This window comes from Paenibacillus glycinis (assembly GCF_009909185.1).
Lineage (GTDB): Bacteria > Bacillota > Bacilli > Paenibacillales > Paenibacillaceae > Paenibacillus_Z > Paenibacillus_Z glycinis.
The window spans coordinates 241,267-259,698 of sequence record NZ_JAAAMV010000001.1 but is presented as its reverse complement, the minus strand read 5'-3'; the positions used below and the strand labels follow the sequence as shown (position 1 = coordinate 259,698).

Annotated in this window: 21 protein-coding genes; all 21 read left to right on the top strand. The window is 55.7% G+C overall.

Features of this window, described 5'->3' with window-relative positions:
- Positions 1–7: 7 nt before the first annotated feature.
- Complete coding sequence (locus GT019_RS01090) at positions 8–370, top strand: response regulator (RefSeq protein WP_161740332.1); 363 nt, start codon at positions 8–10, stop codon at positions 368–370.
- 13 nt (positions 371–383) lie between these two features.
- The gene (locus GT019_RS01085; RefSeq protein ID WP_161740330.1) at positions 384–977 is read left to right on the top strand and encodes a flagellar biosynthetic protein FliO; all 594 of its coding nucleotides are present in this window, start codon (positions 384–386) and stop codon (positions 975–977) included.
- A gap of 8 nt (positions 978–985) precedes the next feature.
- Positions 986–1,744, top strand: coding sequence for a flagellar type III secretion system pore protein FliP (gene fliP / locus GT019_RS01080; protein WP_161740328.1), 759 nt, complete (start codon positions 986–988; stop codon positions 1,742–1,744).
- Between the two features lie 24 nt (positions 1,745–1,768).
- A complete protein-coding gene (gene fliQ, locus GT019_RS01075; protein ID WP_161740326.1) occupies positions 1,769–2,038 on the top strand; it encodes a flagellar biosynthesis protein FliQ in 270 nt (89 codons plus the stop codon).
- 12 nt (positions 2,039–2,050) lie between these two features.
- Complete coding sequence (gene fliR, locus GT019_RS01070; protein ID WP_161740324.1) at positions 2,051–2,839, top strand: flagellar biosynthetic protein FliR; 789 nt, start codon at positions 2,051–2,053, stop codon at positions 2,837–2,839.
- A gap of 16 nt (positions 2,840–2,855) precedes the next feature.
- Positions 2,856–3,947: a flagellar biosynthesis protein FlhB gene (gene flhB / locus GT019_RS01065; RefSeq protein ID WP_161740322.1), complete on the top strand. Its 1,092-nt coding sequence runs from the start codon at positions 2,856–2,858 to the stop codon at positions 3,945–3,947.
- A gap of 31 nt (positions 3,948–3,978) precedes the next feature.
- Positions 3,979–6,012 carry a flagellar biosynthesis protein FlhA gene (gene flhA, locus GT019_RS01060; RefSeq protein ID WP_201755180.1) on the top strand — a complete coding sequence of 678 codons (2,034 nt, stop codon included), beginning with the start codon at positions 3,979–3,981 and terminating at the stop codon, positions 6,010–6,012.
- Positions 6,009–7,409, top strand: a complete 1,401-nt coding sequence (flhF, locus tag GT019_RS01055; RefSeq protein ID WP_161740318.1) for a flagellar biosynthesis protein FlhF — start codon at positions 6,009–6,011, stop codon at positions 7,407–7,409. Before flhA ends, flhF begins: the two co-directional genes overlap by 4 nt.
- Complete coding sequence (locus GT019_RS01050) at positions 7,402–8,271, top strand: MinD/ParA family protein (protein WP_161740316.1); 870 nt, start codon at positions 7,402–7,404, stop codon at positions 8,269–8,271. Before flhF ends, GT019_RS01050 begins: the two co-directional genes overlap by 8 nt.
- A 29-nt stretch (positions 8,272–8,300) precedes the next feature.
- Positions 8,301–9,593: a protein-glutamate methylesterase/protein-glutamine glutaminase gene (locus tag GT019_RS01045; RefSeq protein WP_161740314.1), complete on the top strand. Its 1,293-nt coding sequence runs from the start codon at positions 8,301–8,303 to the stop codon at positions 9,591–9,593.
- A gap of 46 nt (positions 9,594–9,639) precedes the next feature.
- Positions 9,640–11,709: a chemotaxis protein CheA gene (locus GT019_RS01040; RefSeq protein ID WP_161740312.1), complete on the top strand. Its 2,070-nt coding sequence runs from the start codon at positions 9,640–9,642 to the stop codon at positions 11,707–11,709.
- A gap of 14 nt (positions 11,710–11,723) precedes the next feature.
- The gene (locus tag GT019_RS01035; RefSeq protein ID WP_161740310.1) at positions 11,724–12,185 is read left to right on the top strand and encodes a chemotaxis protein CheW; all 462 of its coding nucleotides are present in this window, start codon (positions 11,724–11,726) and stop codon (positions 12,183–12,185) included.
- Between the two features lie 3 nt (positions 12,186–12,188).
- Positions 12,189–12,806 carry a chemotaxis protein CheC gene (locus GT019_RS01030; RefSeq protein WP_161740308.1) on the top strand — a complete coding sequence of 206 codons (618 nt, stop codon included), beginning with the start codon at positions 12,189–12,191 and terminating at the stop codon, positions 12,804–12,806.
- Positions 12,803–13,297: a chemotaxis protein CheD gene (locus GT019_RS01025; RefSeq protein WP_161740306.1), complete on the top strand. Its 495-nt coding sequence runs from the start codon at positions 12,803–12,805 to the stop codon at positions 13,295–13,297. Before GT019_RS01030 ends, GT019_RS01025 begins: the two co-directional genes overlap by 4 nt.
- Position 13,298: 1 nt before the next feature.
- Positions 13,299–13,730 carry a hypothetical protein gene (locus GT019_RS01020; protein ID WP_161740304.1) on the top strand — a complete coding sequence of 144 codons (432 nt, stop codon included), beginning with the start codon at positions 13,299–13,301 and terminating at the stop codon, positions 13,728–13,730.
- Between the two features lie 4 nt (positions 13,731–13,734).
- Entirely contained in the window at positions 13,735–14,520 is a 786-nt protein-coding gene (locus tag GT019_RS01015; protein WP_161740302.1) for a FliA/WhiG family RNA polymerase sigma factor, read from the top strand.
- Between the two features lie 20 nt (positions 14,521–14,540).
- Positions 14,541–15,947, top strand: a complete 1,407-nt coding sequence (locus GT019_RS01010; RefSeq protein WP_161740300.1) for a DUF342 domain-containing protein — start codon at positions 14,541–14,543, stop codon at positions 15,945–15,947.
- Positions 15,948–15,996: 49 nt separating this feature from the next.
- Entirely contained in the window at positions 15,997–16,326 is a 330-nt protein-coding gene (locus GT019_RS01005) for a hypothetical protein (RefSeq protein ID WP_161740298.1), read from the top strand.
- 30 nt (positions 16,327–16,356) lie between these two features.
- Positions 16,357–16,953 (top strand): hypothetical protein, encoded by a 597-nt coding sequence (locus GT019_RS01000; RefSeq protein WP_161740296.1) that lies wholly within the window; start codon positions 16,357–16,359, stop codon positions 16,951–16,953.
- On the top strand, positions 16,946–17,512 hold the full coding sequence (locus tag GT019_RS00995) for a hypothetical protein (RefSeq protein ID WP_161740294.1): 567 nt from the start codon (positions 16,946–16,948) through the stop codon (positions 17,510–17,512). The genes GT019_RS01000 and GT019_RS00995 overlap by 8 nt, the downstream gene beginning before the upstream one ends.
- 197 nt (positions 17,513–17,709) lie before the next feature.
- Positions 17,710–18,408, top strand: a complete 699-nt coding sequence (gene rpsB / locus GT019_RS00990) for a 30S ribosomal protein S2 (protein WP_161696799.1) — start codon at positions 17,710–17,712, stop codon at positions 18,406–18,408.
- Positions 18,409–18,432 lie beyond the last annotated feature (24 nt).

Here is an 18,432-nt window from a genome sequence, read left to right as displayed (position 1 = left end):
AGAAGCAATGGCAAACCGAATTTTGATCGTTGACGATGCAGCTTTTATGAGAATGATGATCCGCGATATTTTGACGAAGAACGGATATGAAGTCGTGGGGGAAGCGCAGGACGGCGCGCAAGCGATCGAACGATTCAAAGAATTGAAGCCGGATCTGATCACGATGGATATTACGATGCCGGAAATGGACGGAATCGTCGCCCTGAAAGAAATCAAAAAGCTCGACGGCAACGCCAAAGTCATCATGTGTTCCGCGATGGGGCAGCAGGCAATGGTCATCGACGCGATCCAAGCCGGAGCGAAAGACTTCATCGTGAAGCCTTTTCAAGCTGACCGCGTCATCGAAGCGATCAAGAAAACGCTAGGTTAATAGGATGAAAGTTTTGAAAGGATTCCGACTTGCTGGATTAGCCGTCTTCGGCTGGCTAACGACAGCAAGTCTCGCATCCGCGGCGGTCGGCGCGGCGGATGAAGGCAAGCCCGAGATCGGCACGGGAATTGGCTATTTGATCTGGGTGATCGTCGCGCTCTTGATCGTCATCGGATTGATCGTGCTCCTCATCAAGTACCTCGCCAGCCGCAATCGCGGTTGGGGCACCAACAAAGCGCTGCGTTCGCTCGGAGGCATACCGCTCGGGCAAAACAAATCGCTGCAAGTCGTAGAGCTGTCGGGACGCTTGTACGTCGTCGGGGTCGCCGAAGCTATCACGATGCTGGACAAAATCGAGGATCCGGACGCCGTGGCGTCCATTATGGACGCGATCGAACAGCAGAACGGCCGTACCTGGAGCACGCCGACAATTGCCGATTTTCTGGGCAGACTCCGCAATAAGCAGCAGCCGTCCCGCCCATCCGAGGACGATTGGCAGTCGTCCGTGTCGTTCAAGGAGCTGCTGAACAACGGAATGAAGCGGCAAGCGGATCAGAAACAGAAAGTCGAAGAGCTGCTTAAAGAGCAAAATCACAATGATCGGTAGTTGGACGAATGAATAAAAAAATCGTACTGGCGATACTGGCTTTTCAAATTATTGGACTTATGCTTCATGCGCATGCCTTTGCAGAACCGCTTCCGAACGTCAGCGTCAGCATCGGCGACCAGGGAAGCGATACACCGGGGACGAGCGCGCTATCGCTGCTATTGATCATCACGGTGCTCAGCGTCGCGCCGGGGATTCTGGTCTTGATGACAAGCTTTACGCGAATCGTCATCGTGCTCGGGTTCGTGCGGACCTCGCTCGGCACGCAATCCATGCCGCCAAACCAAGTCATGATCGGATTGGCCATGTTTTTGACGTTCTTCATCATGTCGCCGACGATCGGCGCGATTAACGACGTCGCCTTGCAGCCGTATTTGAAGGGCGAACTCACGCAGACGCAGGCGCTCGGCAAAGCGGCCGAACCGATGAAGAAATTCATGTTTAACCAGACGCGCGAGAAGGATCTTCAATTGTTCATGAAGTATACCAAGACGGAAGATCCGAAGACGTACAACGACATCCCGATTACCGTCATGGTGCCGGCTTATGCGCTCAGCGAGCTTCGAACGTCTTTTCAAATGGGCTTTATGATCTTTATCCCGTTCCTGATCATCGACATGGTCGTCGCGAGCACCTTGATGGCGATGGGGATGATGATGCTTCCCCCGGTGATGATTTCGCTGCCGTTCAAAATCTTGCTCTTCGTTCTCGTAGACGGCTGGTATCTCGTAGTCAAGTCGTTATTGTTAAGCTTTAACACGACATAGCCCCTGCTGGGAAGGAGTGCAATCATGAGTTCGGACTTCATCATCGCCTTGGCTGCGCAGGCGGTCTATACGGTGTTAAAGGCCAGCGCTCCCATGCTGTTGATCGGTTTGATCGTGGGGTTGATCGTCAGTATTTTTCAAGCGACGACGCAAATTCAGGAGCAAACGCTGGCATTCGTTCCGAAAGTCGCGGCAGTCTTGCTGTCCATCTTGTTATTTGGTCCATGGATATTGAACACGCTGGTCGATTTCACTTACAACCTGCTGAATAACTTGTATAAATACATCGGATAGGGCTGTGGATCGATGGAGTTGTTTCTTCAAGGGTTCCCTATTTTTTTGCTTATTTTTTGTCGAATTACAGCATTTTTCGTCGTGGCGCCAATCTTTTCGACTCGAAACGTGCCGAATACGTTTAAGCTGGGATTCTCGTTTTTCATCTCGTTTCTCGTATTTCTGACCTATGGCATGAAGCAAACCGTCGTGCCGGATGCCGAATACATATTGGCCATCATTCGCGAGATCTTGGCCGGGGCGCTGCTCGGTTTCGTCGCCTATCTGTTCTTCACGATCATCAACACCGCAGGCAGCTTCATCGATTTGCAGCTGGGCTTCGGGATGGCGAATATCATCGATCCGATGACCGGAGCATCGGCGCCGCTGCTCGGCAACTTCAAAGGCATGATCGCGACGCTGGTCTTTCTATCGATCAACGGGCACCACTATCTGCTCTCGGCGCTGCTGCAAAGCTACGACTGGATCCCGATATCGAATTCGCTGTTCCTGCATCTCAAGACCGGGAGCATAACGAGCTTCCTCACCGGGATGCTGGCACAGACGTTCATGCTGGCGCTTCAGATGTCCGCGCCGCTTGTCGTGGCGATGTTTCTGACGGACGTCGGGCTCGGGTTTCTCGCCCGTACCGCGCCGCAATACAACGTGTTTGTCATCGGAATACCGATCAAGATCCTCGTCGGCTTTCTGATGCTGGCCATTTTGATGCCGACGCTGGTCACGCTCTACGAGCATATTTTCGAACAAATGTTTAGCGCCATACAGAAGCTGATGTCGATCTTGCAGGGTCCTGCATCTTAAGTGGGAGGCTCTCGTGATGAAGAATTACCGTTGGACGCTCGATTTACAGATGTTCTCGCAGGAAAAGACGGAGCGTGCAACCCCGAAGAAACGGCAAGAGGCCCGCAAGAAAGGGCAGATCGCGAAAAGCCAGGAACTGCCGGCCGCGTTCATTCTCTTGTTCGTTTTCCTCAGCTTCATAATGCTGGGCGGTTATTACAAAGAGCGTCTGCTGCACCTATTCGGCTTGCTGCTGGAACAGAAGCTGCTGATGGAGGTAACGACGGGCAACGTCGTGACGCTGTTCTCCGATCTGATGATGCAAGGCCTCATGCTTCTGGCGCCCATATTCATCATCGCGATCCTGATCGCCTTGCTCGGGAACTATGCGCAGGTCGGCATTCTCTTTACGGGCGAACCGCTCAAAATGAAGCTCGACAAAATCAATCCGATCAAGGGCTTCAAAAATATTTTTTCCATGCACTCGGTCGTGGAGTTCATCAAAAACATCCTGAAGCTGATTTTGATCGGCTTCATCGTGTACTTCACGCTTTGGAGCGAACGGGACCGCATCATGGGGCTCGCCACCGTTTCGATCGGGAATATCTTCGGCTTTATCGCCAGCATTACCATCAGGCTCGGCCTGGAAATCGGCGCGATTCTCGTCGTGCTCGCCGTTTTCGATTACTTCTACAAGCGCTACGAACACGAGAAAAGCTTGAAAATGTCCAAACAAGACATCAAGGACGAATATAAAAAATCCGAAGGCGACCCGCTCATCAAAGGCAAGATTCGCGAACGGCAGCGCCGGATGGCGCTTCAGCGGATGATGCAGCAGGTGCCGAAAGCGGACGTGATCATCACGAACCCGACTCACTTCGCGATCGCGCTGCAGTACGACGGAACGAAAATGGAAGCTCCGACGATCATCGCGAAGGGAATGGACTTCGTCGCACTTCGAATTAAAGACATCGCGAAGGAGCACGGAGTCATTATGATGGAAAACAGGCCGCTTGCCAGAGCGTTGTACGATCGGACGGAAATCGGCGATACGGTTCCGGCCGACCTTTTCCAAGCTGTGGCCGAAGTATTGGCATACGTATATAAGCTCAAGAACCGAGTGAACTAACGAGAGCATGATCGATGGAGGAGGGAACGACTTGAAGGCCAGAGATTTAACCATACTCATCGGAATTATCGGCATCGTGCTGATGATGGTGATTCCGATTCCGACTCCGCTGCTCGACGTCTTGCTGATCGTGAACATCTCCGCGGCGTTAATGATTTTGCTGATTTCCATGAATACGCAGGACGCGCTCCAATTTTCGATTTTCCCGTCGCTCCTGCTCATTACGACGCTGTTCCGGCTAGCGCTGAACATCTCGACGACTCGCAACATCCTGCAGCATGCGCATGCCGGCAAAGTCGTGAGCACGTTCGGGAACTGGGTCGCCGGCGGACAGATCGCTATCGGCTTCGTCGTGTTCCTCATCCTCGTCGTCGTGCAGTTCATCGTCATTACGAAAGGCTCCGAGCGCGTCGCCGAGGTTGCCGCGCGCTTTACCCTCGACGCGATGCCCGGCAAGCAGATGAGCATCGACGCCGATTTGAACGCCGGCATGATCAACGAGCAGCAGGCGAGGGAACGCCGGCAGAAAATCGAGCGGGAAGCGGACTTCTACGGCTCGATGGACGGCGCCAGCAAATTCGTCAAAGGCGACGCCATCGCCTCGATCATTATCCTGATCATCAACTTGATCGGCGGATTCATCATCGGGATGTCCGTGCACGGCATGTCGTTCGCCGATTCGTTGAATACCTTCTCCGTCCTCACCATCGGCGATGGTTTGGTCAGCCAAATTCCGGCCTTGCTCATATCGACCGCAACCGGTCTGATCGTGACCCGCGCCGCTTCCGACGGCAACCTCGCGCAAGACGTGACGGCCCAATTGTTTCGGTATCCCAAACTGCTGTATATCGTCGCCGGGACCGTGACGCTGCTTGGCCTGGGCACGCCGATCGGTCCGATTGCCACGCTGCCGTTCGCGGCCGTGATCGCATTCGCGGGTTACCGGATGCAGCAGAACCTGACGAAGCAGCAGCAGGCGGAGGATCAATTGGTCGAGGAACAGGAAATCGAGGAAGTTCGCAGTCCGGAGAGCGTCATCAGCCTCCTGCAGGTGGACCCGATCGAATTCGAATTCGGCTATGGCCTTATCCCCCTCGCCGATACGCAGCAGGGCGGCGACCTGCTAGACCGGATCATCATGATTCGCAGGCAATGCGCGCTCGAGCTGGGGCTTGTCGTTCCGGTCATCCGCATCCGGGACAACATTCAGCTGAAACCGAACGAATACGTGATCAAAATCAAAGGGAACACCGTCGCGCGCGGCGAGCTGCTGCTCAATCATTATCTGGCGATGAGCCCGGGCTTCGACGACGACGGCATTATCGGAATCGAAACGGTAGAGCCGGCATTCGGCCTGCCGGCCATATGGATCGACGAGGCGATGAAAGAGCGCGCGGAATTGACGGGTTATACGGTCGTCGATCCGCCGTCGGTCGTCGCCACGCACTTGACGGAACTGATCAAGCGTCATGCGCATGAGCTGATCGGCCGCCAAGAGACTAAGGCGCTCATCGACAATGTGAGAGAGTCGTATCCCGCGCTCGTGGACGAGCTCATTCCTTCCATTCTGAACGTCGGCGACGTTCAGAAGGTACTGTCCAAGCTGCTGCGCGAGAAAATATCGATCCGCGACATGGTGACCATTTTCGAAGCGCTCGCCGATCACGGCGCGTATACCAAAGACCCCGATATTTTAACGGAATATGTTAGGCAGGCGCTATCGAGGCAAATCACGCAGCAATTCTCCAATCAGGGCGACACGCTTCGCGTTATCACCGTAGGCCCTTCCCTGGAGAAGAAAATCGCGGAATCCGTGCAAAGCTCGGATCAAGGCAGCTATTTGGCGCTTGATCCGGTCGCGACGCAAACCATTTATCAGAAGCTGAACGAGCAGGTGAACAAGCAGATTCAATCCGGCAACCAGCCGATCGTGCTGGCTTCTCCGACGATCCGCATGTATCTCCGCCAAATCGTGGAGCGAACCATGCAGGATATTCCGGTCCTTTCGTACAGCGAATTGGAACCGAGCATTGAAGTTCAAAGCATTGGGGTGGTGAATCTATGAAGGTAAAGCGCTACGTCGTCAACGCATTACCTGAAGCACTGCCCATGATTCGCAGCGAGCTTGGGTTGGACGCCGTTATCTTGAATACGAAGGAAATTCGCGTCGGCGGGTTTCTCGGCATGTTCGGCAAGAAAAAAACGGAAGTGATCGCGGCAGTCGAAACGAGCGGCGCCGAGAAAGCCAAGCCGGCTGCCAGGCCGTCGGCGTCGTCGGCAAAGCCGTCGCTCTCGCCGGAAGCCGCCGCGACGATGGCGGCGACGTTATCGGCCGCGGTAGCCGGCCGCGAGAAGCAGTCGGCGGCGCCGTCCAGGCAGGCGGGGGCAGCCGTGCTCATGCCGGAAACGGCTCAGCCGGAGCCGGTTGCGGCGATTGCGCCCGGCGCAATCTATGCAGCGTGCACGGCGGCCGCGCAGACGGCTTCAACTGTGCCTTTGTCCCAAGAGCCATCCTCCCGAACGGCAAACCCGATCGGAACGTCAACGTCGGAGCAGCGGAAGGCGCGCGTATCCGACGATACCCTGATGGAAGAAATTCGCGACATGAAGCAGTGGATCATGCGCATGTCGAAGCAGCAGCAGCTCAAAGCGCGGCCCGAATCCATTCAGGCGCTTTACGATCGTTTGCTGGAGCAGGAAGTCGGCCCGCAGTGGATCGACCGGCTTCTTGAAACCGTGGAAGCGCAGCTCGAACTTGCGATGGACGACCAAGAACACATAGCCCCGGATCGCGCCGAAGTTTGGAACATCGCGGAACGGACGCTGCTTGAATGGTTGAGCGAATTTGAAGACGGCGAGATCGGCAAGGAGACGAAGGTTATCCACTTCGTAGGTCCGACCGGCGTCGGCAAGACGACGTCGATCGCGAAGCTGGCCGCCGAACAAACGTTGAAAGCCGGCCGCCGGGTCGGATTCATTACGTCCGACACGTACCGGATCGCGGCGGTCGATCAGCTTCGCACCTATGCGACGATATTGAACGTGCCCCTGGAGGTCGTGTTCTCGCCATCCGAAGTGACGAGAGCGTTCCGGGCGCTGGAGGATCGCGAATTGATCTTCATGGATACGGCGGGACGCAATTTCCGCAACGAGCTCTACGTGTCGGAAGTCAACAGCCTGCTGCAGTCCGGAAGCCATTCGGAGACGTTCCTGGTGCTCAGCTTGACGGGCAAGTTCAGCGATATGTCCGCGGTGGCCGGCAATTTCGCGAAGTACGGCGTCAAGCGCGTCCTGTTCACGAAGCAGGACGAGACGAACGCCGTCGGATCGATTTTGAACCTTGCGCTGGAGCACGGGCTGAAGCCGACTTTTATCGCCAACGGCCAGACGGTTCCCGACGATATCGCCGCTTTCCGGGCATCCCTCTACGTCGCGCAATTATTGGGGGCTTCGCATGAATGACCAGGCGGAAGCGCTCCGGCACATGGTCCGCAATCAGGAATTAAGGAGCGAAGGCCGCACGACGCGCGTCCTTACCGTTACGAGCGGGAAGGGCGGCGTCGGCAAATCGAATTTCAGCTTGAACTTCGCGCTCGCCCTGTCGCGGATCGGCAAGAAAGTGTTGATCTTCGATGCCGATATCAGCATGGCGAACATCGACGTGTTGATGGGCATTTCGTCCACGTACAATCTCTATCATCTCTTGAAGCAAGAGAAGACGATTTGGGAGATTATCCAGGAGGGGCCGCAGGGCGTTCATTTCATAGCCGGAGGTTCAGGGTTTAAGGATTTGCTGGATTTGTCGGCATCCCAGCTAGATTATTTCGCGGAACAGATCGGCAGGCTCCATGGGCAGTACGATGTCATCCTGTTCGATACGGGCGCGGGATTGTCCAAAGAAACGGTGAAGTTCATTACCGCCGCGCAGGAGACCATCGTCGTGACGACGCCGGAGCCGACGTCCATCACGGATGCGTACGCGCTCATCAAAATGGTCACGGCAATGGAGCATGACGTGAATTTCAAGCTCATCGTCAACCGGGCCGTGGATGCACGGGAAGGCCGGGCGACCGCCGACAAAATCGGACTCGTCGCCAGAAGGTTCCTGGAACTCGACATCCCGGTGCTCGGCATCATGCCGGACGATCCCAACGTCATAAAAGCCGTTAAAAAGCAGGTTCCGTTCGCCATCGCCTATCCGGGTACGGACGCCACGCGGTCCATTGACGAAATCGCCCGCCGGTTCGTGGAATTTCCCGGCTCATCCGTTTCCGTAAACCATGGCGTCAAAGGGTTCCTACAGCGCATGTTCAAACGATCATAATCAACCTTTGATATTGGGGAGGCTGGCCAATGAGCGCGACTTCTCGCGTACTCGTCGTAGACGATTCCGCCTTTATGAGAAAAATAATCTGTGATCTGATTGCGGGAGATTCGCAGTTTACGATAATCGGCACGGCAAAAGACGGACGCGAGGCGATTGAAGCCGTCCGCGAGCATAAGCCGGATGTCGTCACGATGGATTTGGAAATGCCGGAAATGAACGGCCTTGAAGCGGTCGAACGCATCATGCGCATCTATCCGGTGCCGATCATCATGATGTCGAGCATCAGCGATGACGGGACGAGGGAAACGATCAAAGCGCTGCAGAACGGCGCCTTCGACTTTATCCGAAAGCCGGCCGGGCCGCAATCGCCCGATATCCGCAGCGTCGGCGAGCAACTGCTCGAGAAACTTCGCGTCGCGGCGATGACGAAACGGCATTCGAAATTTTACGTCTCGGGCATCGCGCCTCCGCGAAACGCCGGAGCGATTACGAAACCGGCGGTGAGTCCGCCGCCGCCGAAGCAGAAGCCGGATAAACGATCGGCCGGCAAGGCCGAGCGCAAGGAAATGCCGGCCCTGCTCGAACCGTTGGCGGAACAGGCGGAACCGAACGTCAGGCATCCTGCCGCCGAAGAGAAACCGGCCGCCGGCGCCGGCAAAGAGCTTGCCCGATCGCAAACCGCCGCATCGAACGAGCCGGAGCCGCCGCTTCAGCCGATGGACAAGCCGAAGCCGTCGAAGGCGTTTCAGCATCTCGTCGCCATCGGCACGTCGACGGGAGGTCCGCGGGCGCTGCACGAAGTGATCTCGTCGCTTCCCAAGGATTTTCCGGCTCCCGTGCTCGTCGTGCAGCATATGCCGCCGAAGTTTACGCGCTCGCTGGCCCAACGGCTTGACTCGTTCAGCGCGCTGCATGTGCGGGAAGCTGAGCAGGGCGAACGCGTTTTCGCCGGCGTGGTCTATGTAGCTCCCGGAGGCTATCACATGGAATTGGCCAAGGTTGGCGGGAGCTACAGCATCAAGCTGACGGAAGACGCGCCGCGGAGCGGACACCGCCCTTCCGTGGACACGATGTTCGAATCCTGCGCGGAATTTCCGGAGCTGAGACGCCACGCCGTGCTGATGACCGGCATGGGCAACGACGGCGCGAAAGGCATGCTGCGGTTGAACGATTGCGGCGGAGAAAGCGCGATTGCGGAATCCGAAGAAACCTGCGTCGTTTACGGCATGCCGCGCTCCGCAGTCGAAGCGGGCGCCGCGAAGGCCGTGCTGCGGCTGAAAGAGATCGCGCCTGCGCTCGTGCAAGCCGTGAGCAAGTAAAGCGAATGTTTTGTATGGCAACCACTCATACAGGAGGTGCATGGAAATGGATATGAACGCCTATCTATCGATGTTTATAGACGAATCAAACGATCACCTGCAGTCGCTGAACGAAAATTTGCTGAAGCTCGAAAGCGCGCCCGACGACATCAGCATCGTTCAAATCATTTTCCGTTCCGCGCACACGCTCAAAGGCATGTCGGCGACGATGGGCTTCGAAGACTTGGCTTCGCTCACGCATGAAATGGAAAACGTGCTGGATCTCGTACGCAACCATAAGCTCGCCATGGACAATTTTATTTTCGATACGTTGTTTAAAGGGCTGGACGCGCTGGAATCGATGGTGCAGGACATTACCGGCGGAGGAACGGGCAAAGCGGATGTGACCGCGATCGTAGCCTCGCTGAAGGCCATCGTGAAAGGCGACTACAAGAAAGAAGCCGCGTCGGAATCTTCGGCTGCCGGGACAGCCAGTCCGGAAGACGGCAACAAGCTGGATCAGTTCCAAAGCTCGATCCTGCTGCAGTCCATCGAGGCGGGCATGTCGGTTTTCCACATCGTGGTAACGGTCCGCGAAGACTGCGTGCTCAAAGCAGCCCGCGCGTACATGGTATTCGACTTCTTGGAGCGCAGCGGCGAAATCGTGAAGTCGTCTCCGAGCGCCCAGGACATCGAGCAGGAGAAATTCGACCGTACCTTCACGGTCTTCACGATCGCCAGCATCTCGGGCGACGAGCTGCGTAAAGGCATAGAGTCGGTATCGGAGATCGAGAGCGCCGCGATTACGCAGCTGGACAAAGAATCGCTGATTCAGCTCGGCGCGGCGTCCGCGCCGGGGGCGCCGACGGCATCGGCTTCCATCGCGCAGGAAACGGTCGCGGCCGCCAAAGCCCAGACCGCAGCAGCGGCGGCGTCTCCCGCGGCACCTGCCGCAACGACTGCGGCACCGGCTGCGGGAGGCAACGCGTCGCGCACGATCCGCGTCGATATCGAACGCCTGGACTCGTTGATGAACTTGTTCAGCGAGCTGTTGATCGACAGGGTGCGCTTGGAGCAGCTGGCGAGCGAGATTCGCCGCAACGACTTGACCGAAACCGTCGAGCATATGTCCCGCGTCAGCAGCGATCTGCAGAACATCGTGCTGAAGCTTCGCATGGTGCCGGTAGAATCCGTATTCAACCGGTTTCCGCGAATGGTCCGCGATTTGGCGAAGTCGCTCGATAAGAAGGTCGAGTTGGTCATTGCCGGCGCGGATACGGAGCTGGACCGGACGGTCATCGACGAGATCGGCGATCCCCTCGTCCACTTGCTTCGCAACTCGCTGGATCACGGAATCGAGTCGATCGCAGACCGCGTCGCCGCCGGCAAATCCGAGACGGGAACCGTGCATCTGCGCGCGTTCCACAGCGGCAACCACGTGTTCATCGAAGTCGAGGAGGACGGTCGGGGCATCAACGCGGAGCGAGTCAAACAAACCGCGATCAAGAACGGCGTGCTCGATGCCGAAGCAGCGAACCGGTTGACGGACAACGAGATCAACATGCTGATCTTCGCCGCCGGCTTCAGCACCGCGGACAAGATCTCGGATATTTCCGGTCGCGGCGTCGGACTGGACGTCGTTCGCTCGAAGATCGAATCGCTCGGCGGCCACGTCAGCGTGGAATCCACGCCGGGCAAGGGCACGAAATTCTCCATTCAGCTTCCGCTCACGCTGTCGATTATTTCCGCGATGCTCGTCAAGCTGGGAGCCGAGAAATACGCCATTCCGCTTTCGTCGATCGTCGAGACGGCTATCGTGCCGCGGGAGCAGATCCGCAAAATCCACGGCAACCGCATGATCGATTACCGCGGTTCCGTCATCCCGCTCATCTCGCTCGCGCAGGTGCTGGACTGCCGGTCGTTCCCGGAGGAAGACGAGCTGGAGACCGAGATCGTCGTGATCCGCAAAGGAAACAAGCTCGGCGCGGTGACGGTGGACGAATTCCTCGGCCAAAGCGAGATCGTCCTGAAGACGCTCGGCAAATATTTGACGAATATCGAAGCGATCTCCGGCGCAACGATTCTGGGCGACGGCCAAGTCGCGCTGATCGTGGATCCGAATGCGCTTATTAAATAAAGGAGGGATTACGTATGGGTGAGGAAATGAAAGTGATCGTGTTTGGATTGGCTAATGAGGAATACGGGATCGAAGTGGAAAAAGTGCGCACGATCGAGCGAATGATGCCGATTACGCGCGTTCCGAAAACGTTCGCCTTCGTCAAAGGCGTCGTTAATCTGCGCGGCGTCGTCATTCCCGTCATCGATTTGCGCGGCCGGTTCGGGCTGCCTGAATCCGAGGCGACCGAGAGTTCGCGGATCATCATCGTCGCGGTGAACGAGCTGGAAGTCGGCTTTATCGTGGATTCCGCGAACGACGTCATCGATATCGATTCCGATACCATCGATACGCCTCCGGAAGTCGTCGGCGGCGTCAAAGCGAAATACCTGCGCGGCGTGGCCAAGGTCGGAGACAGCCGGCTCCTGATTATGCTCAACTTGTCCGAAGTGCTGAACAAGAGCGAAATCATCCAGCTTGAGCAGCAAGAGGCTTAAGGCGTGAATCCGTTGAACAAGTTGGCGGCATTCAAGCTTGACGTTCTGAAGGAAGTCGGGAATATCGGAGCGGGCAATGCCGCTACAGCGCTGTCCCGGCTGCTGGACAAGCCTGTCGATATGAACGTGCCGACCGTCAGTCTAATTCCGTTCGAGCAGGTCGCCGATAAGGTCGGCGGCTTCGAACAGGTCGTCATCGCCGTGTTCCTGCGCGTCGAAGGCGACGCGCCGGGCAATATGTTTTTCATCATCGACGAAGATTCGGCGAAGCGATTGCTGCGCAACTTGCTGTCCATGGATGTGCAGGATGAAGGGTATTCCGAGATGGAATATTCGGCATTGGGAGAAATCGGGAATATTTTGGCGGGCTCGTATTTATCGTCGTTGGCGGATTTTACGCATTTGTATTTATCGCCGACGGTGCCGGCGATTGCCGTCGACATGGCCGGGGCGATTCTAAGTTACGGGCTTGTGCATTACGGAGAGATGGGGGATTCCGCGTTGTTGATCGACACGACGTTCCTGGAAGGACAGGAAGAGCTGGCCGGCCATTTCTTCCTAATTCCGGATCCGGAATCGTTCGATAAAATTTTCAGCGCCTTGGGAGTGCCTAACGAATGATCCAAGAGAATGTTGTGAAGGTGGGTATGGCGGACCTTAAGATTGCGGCAGGCGGAGCCATTCTGAAAACGACCGGACTCGGTTCCTGCGTCGGATTAACCTTGTTTGACGAAAGCACCAAGGTAGCCGGAATGATCCACGTCATGCTGCCGTCTTCCGAGATCGCCAGGGAAGCATCGATCAACATTGCTAAATACGCGGATACGTCCGTTCCCCATCTGATCGAATTGATGAGAACGGAAGGAGCCGAGCCTAGACGGTTCGTGGCGAAAATGGCCGGCGGCGCACAAATGTTCGCGTTCAATACGGGCAGCGAAACCATGCGCATCGGTCCGCGAAACGTGGAAGCCTGCAAACTGATGCTTCAGCGGTTCAACATCCCGCTGCTGTCGGAAGATACGGGCTTGAATTACGGCCGGACGGTCGAGTTTAACAGCATGAACGGCATATTGACCATTCGCAGTGTTCAGCAAGGAGTAAAGGAGATTTAACATGATCGGTTCATGGCGCTGGAATGTATCGCTTGGAATAGGCGGAAGCCTGCTGACGTTGCTTTTCTCGCTCGGCAGCAACGGGCTGGCGATTACCAGCTTCCGGTGTTTGTACGCATTTATCGCTTTTTTCGCAATGACGTTCCTCTTTCGGGCTTTGCTTGCCATGATCTTGAAGCCAAGCCCGTCGGCGGCCATGCACCAGACCGCGGCCGGCGAGGAGCATGCCGTCGGTCACGCGATCGATTACTCCACGCCCGAAGAAGGCGACGAACTGAATGAATTGCTCAAAAATCAAATGGACGGAAACGTAATGCTTGAGCCAGGCCAACAATCGACTTTTAAACCGCTGACGCCTCCCAAACTAGTATCTACGCAGAACAAAGAGCCTGAAGAATTGGCAAAAGCGATACGTCACCTAACAGGAGGGTGAGACGATGATTGAGCCGAAAGCGCCTCATTTGTCGAACATCGAGATTTGGCGGAAGTGGAAAGAAGACGGGGACATCGAAGCAAAGAAACGGCTGATCGAGTATTACTTGACTTTGGTCGATTACGTGAGCAACCGGATGGCCATCGGCTTGCCGAAAAACGTCTCCAAGGACGATCTGGCGAGCAATGGCGTCATGGGACTGATCGATGCCATCGAAAAATTCGATTACAGAAGAGGACTTCAGTTTGAAACGTATGCTTCCTGGCGTATCCGGGGCGCGATCATCGACGGCCTCCGCCAAGGGGATTGGGTGCCGCGCTCCGTTCGCGAGAAGGCGAAACGAATTGAAGAAGCTTATCAAATATTAGAACAGCAGTATATGCGTTCCGTGTCCGATTCCGAAATCAGCCGGCATCTGGACGTGACGGAAAAGGAATTCGGCGTCATGCTCCAGGAAATCGCCGTTACGACGGTATGCTCGCTGGAAGATCCGATCCGCGATGAGGAGTCGGAGACCCGACTGTCGCTCCTCGTGGACGAGAAGGCCAAAAATCCGGATTACAAAGTGCACGAGTTTTATTTGAAGGAGTCGCTCGTTCGCGGAATCGACCGTTTGACCGAGAAAGAACGGACCGTGATTTCGCTCTTTTATTACGAGGAGCTCTCGCTCAGCGAAATTGCCGAAGTCATGTCGCTTTCGCCTTCTCGGATCTCGCAGCTTCATTCCAAGGCGATTTTGCGGCTCCGGGGTGCCCTGGAGAAGCAAAAGGATCAGTTGATGCAGCATTAATGCAATAAGGGGGGGCGGATTTGACAACGACCGAACAATTACAGCATTACCTTGTTGTCCAACAGTCACCGGACAAATTGACCGCGACCGTTCAATTCAACATCGCGGACGACAGTTTCTCCTGCACGCTGGCGCAGCTGGAGGAGTTTTTGAAGAGCCATGGCGTGAAATACGGACTGCAGCGCGAGACTTTGGAACAGATCGTCAAGCTTCCGAGCCGGTTTTTTCACGGCCAAACGGTCGTCGCGTTAGGCGAAGGGTCGGTTCAGGGAGAAGACGGCTTCATTCGTTTCGCGTATGACATGAACGAAGACGACTATCGGCCCGTCGAGCTCGAAGGCGGCAAAATCGATTTCAAAGAAGTGACGCAGCTCAAAAACGTGAAACGGGGCCAGCTCATCGCGGAGAAAGTCAAAGCAACCCCGGGCCGGGACGGCATCGCGGTTACGGGAGATCCGATTCCGTGCCGCAACGGGAAAGAAGCCTACTTCAAGCTGGGCAAGAACGTCGTGCTCAATCCCGAGCAAACGGCGATTTATGCCGCCATCGACGGCTTGATCTCGATCACGGACAAATCCAAGATCAACGTTTTCCCGGTCTATGAAGTAAACGGAGACGTGGATTACAAGACCGGAAATATCGATTTCGTCGGAACGGTCGTCATTCGGGGCAACGTTCTGACCGGCTTCAAGGTCAAGGCATCCGGCGACATCCGTGTCGTAGGCGGCGTAGAAGGCGCCATTCTGGAAACGGACGGCTCCGTCGAAATATCCGGCGGCGTGCTCGGGAGCGGCAAAGGCTACATAAAAGCAGGCAAAAACGTGAAATGCTCCTTTATCCAAGAAGGCAACGTATCGGCCGCCGAAGATGTCATGGTTTCGCAAAGCATCATGCATTCCCAGGTGCGCGCGGGCCGGCATGTCGTATGTACCGGAGCGAAAGGTCTTGTGGTCGGGGGCAATATTCAGGCGGGCGACCGCGTGGTTGCGCGGGTGATCGGCAATTCGATGTCCACCGCGACCGCGATCGAGGTCGGCGTACGTCCGGAGCTGCGAAGCGAATTAATGGAAAAACGAGCGCTGCTGAAGCAGTTAAACGATAATTTGGACAAGACGGAAAAAGCGCTCGCGCTCTTGGATCAGCTTGCCGCAGCCGGGCAATTGTCGAACGATAAGATGGCCATGCGCATCAAGCTGAGCTCGACGAAACGCGCTTCGCTTGAAGAGATTGCCGTGAACAAAGACCGGGTGCTCGAGATCGAGAAGTCGTTGGAAGATACCGAAAGCGCCAAAGTCGATGCGGTCAATGTCATCTATGGCGGAACCAAGATCGTCATCGGGCGTTATACGCGCTTCATTAAAGACACGACGCAGCGCGTGTCCTTCCGTTATTCCGAAGGCGACATCGTAATGGCACCATATATGTAATCGACGCAGTCAAGCGAGAGACGATTTGTCGGAATGGGAGGGATCATGAATGCCGTACAGGCCGATTGATTTTCAAATTTCCGTGCCGCGCGCACCCGAAAACGCATCGCAGCAGAGCCAACTGAACCATCGTCCGGCCATCGAACAAACGCTGCTGGAGCAGAACGCGGTCAAACAGATCGAGCAGCAGCGCACTCGCAATGCGGCAGTGGAACAGAGCGGCAACCATGGCATAACCGCCAACCGCAATCGCGATTCGAATTCGCCGTCCAAACGCAAACGGCGAAGCGTTCGGGAGCAGGATGCTTCGGACGAGCAGGATAGTTCAAGTCAAACGCCGCATCCTTTTAAAGGCAAGCACATCGATTATTCGCTTTAAGGCATTTTAAACATATTGCAGGTGAATGTAATGGAACCCTGGCAAACCATCATGATTATCGGCGGCATCGCCGTCGTCTGTTCCGCCGTCCTTCCCCGCAGAGCGGCAGCCGCGAGCGGAAGAGGCAGCGACAATCAAGCCGTCCGCAACATGGAAACCGCCTTGGAGCAATTCATGGAGAACATGGAGGCGGACAACCGGGAAATTGCCGGCTTGGTCAGCAAATCGAACCAAGACGCGCAAGCGCAGGCAGTCAAACGCGACGAACGGATCGATCGACTGGAGAAACGCTGCGCCGACCTCGAACTCGCGCTTGCAGAGCAAACGAAACAAGCAGCATTAGCGTTATTGAGCGTTCCTCCGAAGCCGGCTGCGATCGATGAGGCAAAGCCAGCCGTTGCGCGGCAGGATTTTACGGCAAGCGTCTTGCAGGAAGAAGAGCTCGCGGAACTCAACGAACCGGATCTCTCCCCCCCGTCGATCCGCGTCCGATATGCGGAATTATTCGACATGCATCAAGCCGGCAAGTCGATTGATGCAATCGCGAAGAAGCTCGGCCGCAACAAAGGCGAAGTTCAGCTGATTCTCCAGTTATCCAAACAGGAGGAGGCGGCTCGTCATGAATAAACGGATATTCCTGTTCGGTCTCGGCATCGGCATTATTTTGGGAGCCGGGTTGCTTCAATTAATGTTGATCGGCGAGAAACAGGCCGATGCGCTGAACGACGCGGAGCCGGCAGCGAGGACCTACACGCAAGCCGAGCTCGACAAAGCCGTTTCCGATGAGCGCGGCCGGATCGAAGCCGAACGGAACGCGCAGCCGGCATCCGCGGTCAAGTCGGACAAGCCTGCGCAGCCGGCCGATGAACAAGTGTCCGAGCCGGCGGTCAAGACGGATACCAAGCACGAGACGAGCGAACGGGATCCGGACGCGTCGAAACCGTCCCGCATCATCGTTCGCATACCGCCGAATGCCAGCGTAGCGGAGACGGCGGCTTTGCTTTCCGATCGCGGCGTGATCCCCGATACGAAGGCGTTTATAGACCTGATGCGTAAGAAGACTATACGTGCAGGCTATTTTGCTTTTCAGGGTAAATTAACGCTGAAACAAGTGGGCGGCATCATCACGAGCCAGCCGCTGGATCCGGAGAAGGCCAAAAACGAAATGGCCGCGAGCGGCGGGTGAACGGACGCCGAGAGGAGCTTTGAAAAGCCGTCAATCGCGGTTGCATGGCCGCATATAATTGTGGTATAGTAATTGACGGTGTTAAAAACACACGCCGATTAATTTCGTCATTGGTGCTTCGACCCGGTCGGAGTGATGTCGAAAAATGAGATTGGCGGAGGCAAACACAAAACCATTTAACAGGAGGTGTTGAAGAGATGGCGGTTATTTCCATGAAACAGCTTCTAGAAGCTGGGGTACACTTCGGTCACCAGACGCGTCGTTGGAACCCGAAGATGGATCGTTATATCTTCACAGAACGTAACGGGATTTACATTATCGATTTGCAGAAAACGGTTAAGAAAGTCGAAGAGGCTTACAACTTCGTACGTTCCATCGGCGAAGAAGGCGGCACGATTCTCTTCGTAGGCACGAAAAAGCAAGCTCAGGATTCGGTGAAAGAAGAAGCAGAACGTTGCGGCAACTTCTACATCAATCAACGTTGGCTCGGCGGTACGCTGACGAACTTCTCGACGATTCAAAAACGTATCGATCGTCTGAAAACGATCGACAAATGGGAAGAAGACGGTACGTTCAACGTGCTTCCTAAGAAAGAAGTTATCCTTCTCCGCAAAGAGAGAGATCGCCTCGAGAAATTCCTCGGCGGCATCAAGGGCATGAGATCGTTGCCAAGCGCGCTGTTCATCATCGATCCGCGCAAAGAGCGCATCGCGGTTGCGGAAGCACGCAAACTTGGTATCCCAATCGTAGGTATCGTTGATACGAACTGCGATCCGGACGAGATCGACTACGTTATCCCTGGTAACGATGATGCAATCCGCGCAGTAAAATTGCTGACGGCGAAAATGGCCGATGCAATCGTCGAATCGCGTCAAGGCGAGCAAACGACTGCTTAATAAGCATTAACGAACGACTAGAAA

Bases quoted from the DNA above. Each gene is read 5' to 3' on its own strand.
- GT019_RS01015 (WP_161740302.1), top strand. From the start codon at position 13,735: ATGATTGAGCCGAAAGCGCCTCATTTGTCGAACATCGAGATTTGGCGG.
- GT019_RS01025 (WP_161740306.1), top strand. From the start codon at position 12,803: ATGATCCAAGAGAATGTTGTGAAGGTGGGTATGGCGGACCTTAAGATT.
- GT019_RS01020 (WP_161740304.1), top strand. From the start codon at position 13,299: ATGATCGGTTCATGGCGCTGGAATGTATCGCTTGGAATAGGCGGAAGC.
- GT019_RS01005 (WP_161740298.1), top strand. From the start codon at position 15,997: ATGCCGTACAGGCCGATTGATTTTCAAATTTCCGTGCCGCGCGCACCC.
- flhF (WP_161740318.1), top strand. From the start codon at position 6,009: ATGAAGGTAAAGCGCTACGTCGTCAACGCATTACCTGAAGCACTGCCC.
- GT019_RS01035 (WP_161740310.1), top strand. From the start codon at position 11,724: ATGGGTGAGGAAATGAAAGTGATCGTGTTTGGATTGGCTAATGAGGAA.
- GT019_RS01090 (WP_161740332.1), top strand. From the start codon at position 8: ATGGCAAACCGAATTTTGATCGTTGACGATGCAGCTTTTATGAGAATG.
- flhB (WP_161740322.1), top strand. From the start codon at position 2,856: ATGAAGAATTACCGTTGGACGCTCGATTTACAGATGTTCTCGCAGGAA.
- GT019_RS01050 (WP_161740316.1), top strand. From the start codon at position 7,402: ATGAATGACCAGGCGGAAGCGCTCCGGCACATGGTCCGCAATCAGGAA.
- GT019_RS01000 (WP_161740296.1), top strand. From the start codon at position 16,357: ATGGAACCCTGGCAAACCATCATGATTATCGGCGGCATCGCCGTCGTC.
- rpsB (WP_161696799.1), top strand. From the start codon at position 17,710: ATGGCGGTTATTTCCATGAAACAGCTTCTAGAAGCTGGGGTACACTTC.
- fliQ (WP_161740326.1), top strand. From the start codon at position 1,769: ATGAGTTCGGACTTCATCATCGCCTTGGCTGCGCAGGCGGTCTATACG.
- GT019_RS00995 (WP_161740294.1), top strand. From the start codon at position 16,946: ATGAATAAACGGATATTCCTGTTCGGTCTCGGCATCGGCATTATTTTG.
- GT019_RS01045 (WP_161740314.1), top strand. From the start codon at position 8,301: ATGAGCGCGACTTCTCGCGTACTCGTCGTAGACGATTCCGCCTTTATG.
- fliP (WP_161740328.1), top strand. From the start codon at position 986: ATGAATAAAAAAATCGTACTGGCGATACTGGCTTTTCAAATTATTGGA.
- GT019_RS01040 (WP_161740312.1), top strand. From the start codon at position 9,640: ATGGATATGAACGCCTATCTATCGATGTTTATAGACGAATCAAACGAT.
- fliR (WP_161740324.1), top strand. From the start codon at position 2,051: ATGGAGTTGTTTCTTCAAGGGTTCCCTATTTTTTTGCTTATTTTTTGT.